This is a genomic window from Mycobacteriales bacterium, assembly GCA_035995165.1.
Classification (GTDB): Bacteria; Actinomycetota; Actinomycetes; order Mycobacteriales; family CADCTP01; genus CADCTP01.
Window position 1 is genome coordinate 1 of record DASYKU010000119.1, and the last position, 10252, is coordinate 10252.

The 10252-nt window shown below is 73.8% G+C and carries 10 protein-coding genes; 5 read left to right on the top strand and 5 right to left on the bottom strand.

Annotation, left to right across the window (positions count from 1 at the left end):
• Positions 1-718 (top strand): DUF72 domain-containing protein (locus VGP36_19860; GenBank protein HEV7656969.1); only part of this gene is annotated, 718 nt, incomplete at its 5' end.
• Here the strand turns inward: VGP36_19860 and VGP36_19865 are convergent.
• Complete coding sequence (locus VGP36_19865) at positions 715-921, bottom strand: hypothetical protein (GenBank protein HEV7656970.1); 207 nt, start codon at positions 919-921, stop codon at positions 715-717. The two genes, VGP36_19860 and VGP36_19865, sit on opposite strands and share 4 nt — an antisense overlap.
• Before the next feature lie 409 nt (positions 922-1330).
• Between VGP36_19865 and VGP36_19870 the strand changes: the two genes are divergently transcribed.
• Positions 1331-2473, top strand: a complete 1143-nt coding sequence (locus tag VGP36_19870) for an acyltransferase (protein ID HEV7656971.1) — start codon at positions 1331-1333, stop codon at positions 2471-2473.
• 192 nt (positions 2474-2665) lie between these two features.
• On the opposite strand, the gene VGP36_19875 is transcribed toward VGP36_19870, so the two are convergent.
• The 3 genes from VGP36_19875 to VGP36_19885 all read right to left on the bottom strand — a co-directional run bounded on the left by VGP36_19875 (position 2666) and on the right by VGP36_19885 (position 6649).
• Positions 2666-3091 (bottom strand): hypothetical protein, encoded by a 426-nt coding sequence (locus tag VGP36_19875; protein ID HEV7656972.1) that lies wholly within the window; start codon positions 3089-3091, stop codon positions 2666-2668.
• Between the two features lie 59 nt (positions 3092-3150).
• A complete protein-coding gene (locus VGP36_19880; protein ID HEV7656973.1) occupies positions 3151-3978 on the bottom strand; it encodes a hypothetical protein in 828 nt (275 codons plus the stop codon).
• 67 nt (positions 3979-4045) lie between these two features.
• Positions 4046-6649, bottom strand: coding sequence for a CHAT domain-containing protein (locus VGP36_19885; GenBank protein ID HEV7656974.1), 2604 nt, complete (start codon positions 6647-6649; stop codon positions 4046-4048).
• A gap of 69 nt (positions 6650-6718) precedes the next feature.
• Here VGP36_19885 and VGP36_19890 point away from each other — a divergent pair, with 69 nt between their 5' ends.
• On the top strand, positions 6719-8050 hold the full coding sequence (locus VGP36_19890; GenBank protein HEV7656975.1) for a S8/S53 family peptidase: 1332 nt from the start codon (positions 6719-6721) through the stop codon (positions 8048-8050).
• Here VGP36_19890 and VGP36_19895 read toward each other — a convergent pair.
• A complete protein-coding gene (locus VGP36_19895) occupies positions 8040-8387 on the bottom strand; it encodes a TraR/DksA C4-type zinc finger protein (protein ID HEV7656976.1) in 348 nt (115 codons plus the stop codon). The two genes, VGP36_19890 and VGP36_19895, sit on opposite strands and share 11 nt — an antisense overlap.
• Here VGP36_19895 and VGP36_19900 point away from each other — a divergent pair.
• Both VGP36_19900 and zwf read left to right on the top strand, forming a co-directional pair.
• A complete protein-coding gene (locus VGP36_19900; GenBank protein ID HEV7656977.1) occupies positions 8382-8837 on the top strand; it encodes a hypothetical protein in 456 nt (151 codons plus the stop codon). The genes VGP36_19895 and VGP36_19900 overlap by 6 nt on opposite strands.
• A 56-nt stretch (positions 8838-8893) precedes the next feature.
• Positions 8894-10252, top strand: a 1359-nt coding sequence (gene zwf / locus VGP36_19905; protein HEV7656978.1) for a glucose-6-phosphate dehydrogenase, incomplete at its 3' end; no start/stop codon positions are given.

Genomic DNA, 10252 nt, shown 5'->3' on the forward strand with positions numbered 1-10252 from the left:
GCAGCGGACGCCGCCGGGCTTCACCTTCAACGTGAAGGCGTACTCGTTGCTGACCCAGCACCCGACCCGGACCGCGTCGATCTACAAGGACCTGCGGCCGGCCGACGCCAAGCCGAACGTGTACGCGAAGGATCTCGACCCGAAGGTCGTCGACCAGGTCTGGGAGCGGTTCCTGTCCGCGCTCGACCCGCTGCACCAGGCCGGGAAGCTGGGCGCGCTGCTGTTCCAGTTCCCGCAGTGGTTCCCGATCGGGCGGCGCAACAAGGACTACATCCTGGAGTGCAAGCGGCGGGCCGAGCCGGCCCGGATCTGCGTCGAGTTCCGCAACAAGACCTGGATGTCGGAGGAGAACCGGGCCGAGACGCTCGACTTCCTCACCTCGTACGGCGTGCCGTACGTGTGCGTGGACATGCCGCAGGGGCACACGTCCTCGGTCCCGCCGGTGGTCGCCGCGACCGCCGACCTGGCCGTGATCCGCTTCCACGGGCACAGCGAGAAGTGGACCAGCAAGGACATCTACGACCGCTTCGGCTACCACTACTCGCCCGAGGAGCTGCGGGACTGGGCCCCGAAGGTCGCCAACCTGGGCGAGCAGGCGCAGGAGACCCACGTCTTCATGAACAACTGCTACTCCGACTACGCCCAGACCAACGCCGCCGATCTCATGGACCTCCTCACCGACATCGACGCCGACGTGGAGCGTCCGGAGGGGTCCTAGGAGTTCCGCCCAGCGCGCACGCCGCCAGGGTGTCCGAACCGGGTGTCCGCCGGCAGCTCCGCGACGCTCCGTCCCGTACGGCGAAGGAAGACCGCGAACGCGAGAAGCGCGCCGGCGCCGAGCACCGGATACAGGCTCGCGTAGACCTCGGCCACCGGCGGCGGGTCCATCAGGTCCCGTACGGCGAGCGTGACCCCCGGCATGCCCGCCGTCGCCGAGGCCGCGGGCGCCGTAGTCGTGATAGCCGACGTTGAGGAACTCGCGGGCTCAAGGCGACTTGGTCACTACCGGACTTTCGGCGCTCAAATAACTACTGACCGTACATCTTAACGATGCGCCACGGTTCTCCCGATGTCGGCACATTTCCGTCGGCCGGTCCATAGCGCACGCGGGAAGAGGCGGTCCGGACGAGGGACTGGGAACGTAAATCATGTTCTTGCTCGGCCGGTGTCGCTCCCTGATCGGGCAGCGGAACCGTGCTCACACCAGTCAGCCCGATCATGGAGGTGAAGGCACGTGACGTCATCCCTGGAGACCGCCGACGGGCCGGACGGCTCGAACGCGGGGGCTGCTACCGGTGCACGCGCGGGGAGGCTCCCGTCCCTGACGGGGATGCGCTTCATCTGTGCCGCGATGGTGTTCGGGCTCCACTCGGCCCTGATGTTGTTCTTCTCGAGTCAGAACGCCTCGGGGCTGTACATGGGGGCGGTGCAGCAGGGGGGCTTCACGGGGGTCGTCTACTTCTTCATCCTCAGCGGGTTCGTGCTGACCTGGAGCGCGCGGTCCGGGGACCGGCTCGGTGCGTTCTGGCGCCGCCGCCTCTTCAAGATCTACCCGAACTACATGGTGGCTCTGATCCTCGGCGTGGTGCTCGCGGTCTTCGTCCAGGGACAGGTCTTCAACCGGAAGACCGGCCTCCTGGACGTGCTGCTGCTGCAGTCGTGGTCGAACAACATCAACACGCGCACCAGCTTCAACCTGCCGCACTGGTCGCTGTCCTGTGAAGCGCTGATGTACCTGCTCTTCCCGGTCTTCCTGCGCCTCATCGACAAGGTGCGGCCCGAGCTTCTGTGGCGCTGGGCCGGGGGCATCATGGCCGCGATCTTCATCGTGCCCTTCATCAGCCACGCCCTGCCGTACAGCGCGGTGTACCCCAGCGGCTCGCACGACACCGACGTGTGGCTGACCCTCCACTTCCCGGCGACGCGCCTGCTCGACTTCGTGCTCGGCATCTTCATGGCCCGCATCGTGATGACGGGCCGGCGGCTGCCGCTGGGGCTCGGCGGCTCCGTCGCCCTCATGGCCGGGGTGTACTGGCTCGCGACGTACACGCCGGAGCGGTTCAACATGGACTTCATCTCGGTCATCCCGCTCGCGCTCGTCATCGCCGCCGCGGCCACCCAGGACGCGGCCGGCCGCAAGAGCCTCGTCTCCGGGCGCGTCTGGGTCTGGCTGGGCGAGATCTCCTACGCCTTCTACCTGCTGCACTACCTGGTGCTCGCGTTCACCCGGCACCTGCTCGGTGCCCGGACGTTCAGCACGCCGACCACGTTCGCGCTGCTGGCGGTCCTGTTCGTGATCACGATCGGGCTCTCCGGGCTGCTGCACGAGCTGGTGGAGAAGCCGATGATGACGCACTTCTCCAAGTCGCGCCGGAGCAAGGAGGAGGCGGCGGCCGCCGCGCAACTGCCGCCCGAGCCGGACCTCGCCCAGGAGGAGGACGACCGGCACGCCGTCACCCGGCGCGCCGCCTGACGCGGTCATTCTCCGACGGTCACCTCACGACACCCGGTGTGTCGTGAGGTGACCGTCTTCGCGTTGTCAGTCGCGGTCCTCCCGGCGCGAGCCGAAGTGGCGGGCCAGCAGGCCGAACATGACTCCGATCGCCACCAGCACGAAGCCGACGGCGATGGGGAACGGATGCATCGGGCTGTCCCTGGTGGTGGCTCAGGCCGGGATGAGGTCGGTGGCGTCGAGCATCTCGGCGACGAGGGCGAGCGACTCGGCGTCGTCGCGGCTGATCGACCGGCCGTGCGGGCCGCGGGCGGTGGCGATGTCGCGGGCGAGCCGGATCAGCACGGCGCGGATCGCGGGGCCCGTCTCGGGGTCGGCGTCCAGGACGGTCGCGACGGCGAACAGGCCGGAGGCCAGCGGGCGGGCGTCGGCGTGGAGGTCGGCGACCAGCGCGGACCGGCCCTCGGCGGCGGTGGCGCGCAGGAAGTCGCCGCCGGGGCCGTGCAGGCGGAAGGCGAGATCGTGCAGGGCGTCCCAGAAGGCGTCGTCCTCGACCGGGTCGGTGCCGGGGGCTCGGCCCGCGATCGAGCCGAACACCCACAGTGCCGCGAACCGCAGCGTCCGCCATTCCGGGGTCATCGGTGCCTCCCGCCCTCACCCGCAGTCTGCGCGTGATTTTCGCCCGGCGGCAATGCCTCTCAGGGGGTGGGCGGCGGCGGGTCGTCGTCGACGGGCGCGACCGGAGGGCGTTCGCCCGGGGTGTCGGGGTCCGACCAGCGCGGGGAGCGCATCCGCTCGCGCACCTCGGTGGCGATGTCCTGCGCGGTGGTGGCGATGGCGTCACCGAGGGAACGCGCGGCGCGCTGGGCCGACTCGCGGACCTCGGGGTCGCGGGCGGCGTCGCCGGCCTGGGTGGCGGCGCGCTGCACGGACTCGCCCAGGTTCCGTACGGAGTGGCGGGCGGTCTCCCAGTCCGCACCGCCGGCGAACCGGCCCGATCCGGTCCACTTCGACCACGGCCGTTCCTCGGCATCGCCCGGTCCGGACCCGGCGTCGCCCGCCGACCCTCCTGCGGCGGTCGGTCCCACCCACTCCGACCGCGCGTCGGCCGTCGGCGCCTCCGTCGTCGGCGCCTCGGCGGCGGGAACAGGCGCCTCGTCCGCGGGGTGAGGTGCCGCGGGGTGAGGCGCCGTGAGGTCAGGTGCCGTGAGGTCAGGTGCCGTGGGCTGAGGTGCTGCGGCGGCCGAGTCGTCAGCCGTCGCCGCGGCCCAGGCGTCGGCCGCCCGCTCGGCCTCGACGCGTCGTACCGCGTCGGCCGGCGGGGTCGCCCCGGAGGCGGCGGACGCGGGTGGTGAGTCGCCGAGGTCGGCGGGGTCCGCCCAGGGTGCCGCTTCGGAGCCGCCCGGATCGGACGGCGTCCGCGCCGCGTCCGGCGACAGGTGCACGCGCAGCGCCTCCCCGAGCTCCTCGAACCGCGCGTTGACCTCGCTCCACAGTCCGCGCTGGTCCCGCGGGGTCTCGCTCATGGGTCCTCCTAGGCCGACCGGGCCGACTGGCTCTCACTTACCCAACGAACGGGACCTCGTGCCCGTTTCACGCCGCCCCGAACGCATTGAACGCGCACCAGCTCACGAACGCCCGCGGATCCGCCCCGTCCAGCGTCGACCGCGCCTCGAACAACGCCGTCGCGAGCGTCGCACCTCGCAGCACAGACGAATGCAGCGACCGCATCAACGGCACCACGTCCCAGTCCGGTACGACCACCGCGCTCGCCACCAGCCCCGCGCTCCCGCGCGCGAGCAGCGAGGACACGAACCCGAGCGTCTCGTTCCCCTCGTACCCGACCTCGGTGCCGGACTCGCACGCCGCCAGCACGATCCGGTACGGCGCCGGCCCCCGCGCCTCCAGCTCGTGCACGGTCAGCGGCCCGTCGGCCAGCAGCAGCGAGGAGAAGATCGGGTTGTCCGGCCGCACCCGCCCGTGGCAGGCCAGGTGCGCGAGCGAGGCCGTGGACAGCGCCGAGACGACCGCGCCGGCGGTGGACGCCGGCGGCCGCAGCACGGTCGCGGCCGGGTGCAGCGCGCTGAGCGCGGCGATCTCGGCCGAGCCGCCGGGCACGTCCGGCCCGGCGACCAGGACGACGTCCTGACCGAGCGGCCGGGCCCGGGCGCTGCGCTCCCACATCGCCGCGGCCGGCGCCACCGACACCGGCTGCGGGTGCACCGCCGACCAGGGCACCCGCTGCAGCTCGCCGACCGGCACGACGACCAGCTCGGAGTGCGACGGCAGCTCGAGCGGCGCGAGCAGCAGCGCGGTCAGGTGGTCCAGCCCGGCCCGGGCGGTGGCCAGCGCGGCCGCGGCCCGGCCGGTGCCGCGGGCCAGCCGGCGCAGCGCGAACAGCAGCGTGCTGATCTCGAACGTCACCCCCGCGATCGGCCCGAGCCGGACCAGCCGGGTGCGCGCCGGTTCCACCACCGCGGCGATGACCTCGCCGTCGAGCACGTCGTACTCGACCAGCACCCGGTCGCCGAGCTGCCCGCGCAGCGACGCCAGCGACAGCCGGGGCGCGGCGGCCGGCGCGGCCGCGGCCCGCAGCCAGGAGCTCTGCCGGATCCGGGCCTCCAGCTCGGTCTGGCGGGGGCTGACATCGGACCGGCCCGAGCCCGGCGCCGTCCGCAGCTCCGCGTACGCGGCCCGCATCGCGGCCAGCTCCGCGTCCAGCTCGGTGTCCGGTCCCGCCGGGCCGGGCTCGACCGCGGCCACCGCGGCGGCCCGGGTGCGCTCCATCCAGTCCAGCACCCGGGCCGGCGAGCCGCCCCGGACCAGCGCGGCCAGCCCGAGCCGGCCCAGCTCGACACCCTGCCCGGAGGCCAGCACCCGCAGTTCGTACGAGGCCAGCGAGGCCCGGTGCCGGGCCAGGTCGGCCAGCCCGGCCCGGCTGTGCCGCAGCACCGCGTCGTCGTCCCCGGCCAGCCGCCCGGCCAGCGCCCCGGCGACCCGGCCGCGCAGCCGGACCAGCACCGGCGCGCCCCGGGACAACGCCAGCGCGTCGGCCCAGGCGGCGGCCGCGGCCGCGGGCTTGTCGGCGGCCGCCGCGACCCGGCCGGCCACCAGCGAGGCGTGCACCGCGGCCGGCATCCGGGCCCGGCGCAGCACCGCGGCCGCCCGCCGGGCCGCGGCCGGGTCGGTGGCCAGCGACGCGGTCGAGCGCAGCCGGGCCTCGATCGCGACCAGGTCGGCCCGGGCGGCCCAGCTGGCCCGGCGCTGCCGCCGGAACCGGGCCGCGACCTCGGCCGCCAGCGTCGCCGCGGCCGGCAGGTCGCCCCGCAGCAGGGTCAGCTGCGCGGCCCGCAGCTGCGCCTCGGCCGCCATCAGCGGCATCCCGTGCATGTCCAGCAGCCGTACGGCCTCCCGGCTCTGCTCCTGTGCCTCCGGCAGCAGCCGCAGCTCGACCAGCGCCTCGGAGTGCTCGACGTGCAACTCGCCCAGCGGCAGCCCGGCCGCCTGCCAGAGCCCGGCGGCCTCGCCGAACAGCGCCAGCCCCTCGGTCAGCCGCCCGGCCTGCACGGTCGCCGCGGCCCGGGACTCCGCGATCGCGGCCGCGTACGTCGGGACCACGCCGTGCGCGGCCTCCGCGGCCTGGTCCAGCCAGCCCAGCGCCACCTGCGGCCGGCCCCGCTGCGTCTCCAGCACGCCGAGGTTGTTGGCCACCTTGGCCCGGACGTCGCGGGGGAGGCCCGAGCTCGCCAGCAGCCGCCGGTAGAGCCGGGCGGCCTCCTCCAGCCGGCCCTGGTTGAGGTACAGCGCGCCCTGCTGGGCCGCCAGCTCGGCCGCCATGCCCGGCGCGATCAGCCCGGCGGCGGCGGTGAAGTCGCGCTCGGCCGCGCCCGGCCGGCCCAGCTCGTGGCTGACCACGCCCCGGGTGACCAGCACCTCGCCCAGCCGTTCGGGCAGCCGCTCGCGCCGGGCGATCCGGACGGCCTCGTCCAGCAGCCGCTTGGCCCGGGCCCCGTCCAGCCGGGTCCGGTGGTACCAGGCCTCCGCCCGCAGCGCCGCGACCAGCGCTTCCGGCTGGCGGGTCCGGCGCGCCTCGGCGACCAGTGCGATCGCCTCGGGGCCGCCTGCGGCAGGATCGGCGACGACCGTGACGTACGCGTTAGTCGCGCGTATCAGAATCTCCGCGTCGCGCTCGTTCATCAGAGGTCCGCCATCACAGGAGCCGGGCCCGCGTACGGGGCTGCCAACGACCAAGGGGTAGGTAACCAGATGAGTGAAGCGCCGGACGGCGGCTCGGCGGAGCGACGGCTGTCGGACGTGCTGACCGTCCGCCGGCACACGTCCGAGTTCGGCCGGACCTGGGAGGACCGGCGGTGGCGCCGGGAGGTGCTGGAGCGGTCCCGGGCCGGGCGCACGCTGCGCCCGGAGCTGCCCCAGATCGACATCCTGGAGCGGCACGAGGACGACTACCTGGTCGGCACCGGGGAGCTGCTGATCCGCACCGACGCGTACGACGCGCTGGCCCAGCGGCTGGCCGCCGCGCTCGGCTACTGCGGCGAGCCGATGGAGTGCCTGCGCGGCCGGGTGACCAAGCTGGTCAAGGCGGGCACCCGGGCCGCGCAGCTGTCCGAGGACGCGGACACGCTGCGGGCCCGCGGGGTCGCGGTCTCCTTCAACTTCGTGCCGCCGATGGCGGTCGTGATCAAGTCCCAGGGCGGCCCGGAGCCGGCCGCGCGGAGCTGGCCGCCGCACCCGCCCACCACCGCGCAGTACGCGCCGGTCCGGGTCGCGATCGTCGACACCGGGGTGACCGACCAGCCGCGCACCGACGGCTGGCTGGCCGGCCTGGCCCGGCCCGGCACCATCGACTCGCTGTACGAGGACCCGGAGGCCGCCGAACCGCTGCTGGACGCGGCCGGCGGGCACGGCACCTCCGTCGCCGGCCTGGTCCAGTACGAGGCCCCGGACGCGACCCTGGCCATGTACGCGGCCGTGCCCCCGGACGGCTCCGCGCTGGAGTCCGAGATCGCCTGCGCGATGGTGACGGCCGTGCAGGAAGGCTTCGAGGCCGGCCAGTCGGTGGTGCTCAACCTCTCCCTCGGCACCACCACGACCGACGACGAGCCGCCGGTGGCCCTGCAGGCGGCGGTCGATCTCATCGAGGAGATCGCCGCCGAGCAGGGCAAGGACGTGCTGATCGTGGCGGCCGCGGGCAACTACGGCGACGCCCGGCCGGTGTGGCCGGCGGCGCTGCGCGGGGTGGTCGCGGTCGGTGCGCTGACCCAGCAGCTGACCCCGGCGCCCTGGTCCAGCCGCGGTTCCTGGGTGGACTGCTCGGTGCTCGGCGACGGCGTCCTGACCGTGTACGTCCAGGGCACCGAGGACCCGTTCTTCGACCCGGAGCCGGACACGTTCGGGCCGGACCCGTTCGCCCTGCAGTTCGGCACCTCGTTCGCGGCGCCGCAGGTCGCCGGCCGGGTGGCGTACGTGGCGCAGGAGGAGAAGATCGGCCTGCGGCACGCGCTGGCCCGGGTGCTGGCCGGCGCCCGCCGGCTCCCCGACTTCGGCCGCGTCCTGGAGATCCAGTCGCCTATCGGGTGAGGCGGCCCGTCGCGCAGCCGATACAGGTGGTCGCGTCGGGGCGGGCGGCCAGCCGCTCGGCCCCGATCGGCCGCCCGCACCGGACGCAGGTCCCGTACGTGCCGGCCGCGACCCGCTCCAGGGCCCGGTCCAGCTCGGCCAGCCGGGCCCGGATGCGGTCGAGCAGAGCCGCGGTCTGGGCCCGTTCGAAGGCGATCGTGGCGCCCTCGGGGTCGTGCTCGTCGTCGGCGTTCGCGCCGGCCGCCGCGGCGACGATGCCGGCCAGGTCGGCCTCCAGCGCGGCGGCCTGTTCGGCCAGGGCGGCCCGCTGCGCGGTCAGCCCTTCTTGGGGATGCACGGCACCAGCATCACCCTGCACTATGGAGAAGTGATCCCGATCGCGCTCGCCCGCCGGCTGATGGCGGCCGGGCTGGTCTGGGAACCGGCCCCGGGGGATCGGTTCTTCATCCCGGACCGGGAGATGGACGACGAGGTCTTCGTGCTGTCCACGATGACGGTAGAGGTGCACGACCTGCCGGGCCGGACGGTGATCGGCTTCAACGGCACGACCGAGTGGGCGCTGGACGACGTGGAGAAGGACGCCACCGTCTGGCTGCCCCGCGAGGAACAACTGCGCGGGCTGCTCGGCGGCAGCTTCCACCGGCTGGAGCGCGTCGGCAACCGCTACCGGGTGGTGGTGACCATCTGGAACGAGGCGGTCGAGTTCACCGGCGACGAGCCCGACGCGGCGTACGCGGACGCACTGCTGCACCTGCTCTCGGCCGGTCCCGACACCCCGGGCGGGTAGAGCACGGCAGAGTCTGGCCGAAATGATCCGCACCCGGTTGGCTGTCCGGTGTGGACATGTCTGGTGAGCAGGCGGAGCGCAACGCGCCGCCGTCGGTCCTGGTGATCTTCGGGGCGTCCGGCGACCTGACCCGGCGCAAGCTCGTGCCGGCGCTGGAGAGCCTGGCCACGGCCAAGCGGCTGCCGCCCGAGTTCGCGGTGGTCGGCGTCGGCCGGACGCCGATGACCGACGAGGAGTTCCGGACCAAGGTCCTGGACCGGGGCGAGTCGGTGAACCCCGAGCTCACCGGCGGCTACCGCTACCTCGCCGGCGCCTACGACGACCCGGGCACGTACACGCGGCTGTCCGAGCTGCTCGACGAGCTGGACGCGAGCCGGGGCACGATCGGCACCCGGGTGTTCTACCTGTCCACCCCGCCCGAGGCGTTCGGGCCGATCGTGACCGGCCTCGGCGGGGCCGCGCTCAACCGCCGGCCGGGTCAGGTCACCCGCGTCGTGATCGAGAAGCCGTACGGGACGGACGAGCCGACCGCGGAGCAGCTCGACGCGACCGTGCACGCGCACTTCGCCGAGGACCAGGTCTTCCGGATCGACCACTACCTGGGCAAGGACACCGTGCAGAACGTGCTGGCGCTGCGCTTCGCCAATGCGGTCTTCGAGCCGATCTGGAACCGCACCTGGGTCGACCACGTCCAGATCACGGTGGCCGAGACGCTCGGCGTCGGCACCCGCGGCAGCTTCTACGAGAGCGCCGGCGCCACCCGCGACATCCTGCAGAACCACGTGCTGCAGGTGCTGGCGCTGGCGCTGATGGAGCCGCCGACCTCGTTCGACGCGGAGGCGGTGCGCAACGAGAAGGTCAAGCTGCTGCAGGCGATCCGGCTGCCGACCGCGGTCGACATCGACCGGATCGCGGTGCGCGGGCAGTACACCCGCGGCGGCACCCGGGAGGAGCTGATGGCCGGCTACCGGGAGGAGCCCGGGGTCGACCCGCTGTCCCGCACCGAGACGTACGCGGCGCTGCGACTGGACGTGGACAACTGGCGCTGGGCCGGCGTGCCGTTCTACCTGCGCACCGGCAAGCGGCTGCCGAAGCGGGTGACCGAGGTGGCGCTGCAGTTCCAGCGGCCGCCGCACCTGCCGATCACCGCCGGGCAGGCCTCCGAGCTGGACGCGGACGCGCTGGTGCTGCGGATCCAGCCGGACGAGGGGATCACGCTGCGCTTCGGGGCCAAGGTGCCCGGGCACAGCTTCCGGGTGCGCTCGGCGTCCATGCAGTTCTCGTACGGGGAGTCGTTCCCGGAGGAGTCGCCCGAGGCGTACGAGCGGTTGCTGCTGGACGCGCTCGTCGGCGACCCGACGCTGTTCATCCGGTCGGACGAGGTACGGCAGTGCTGGCAGATCATCGACCCCGTC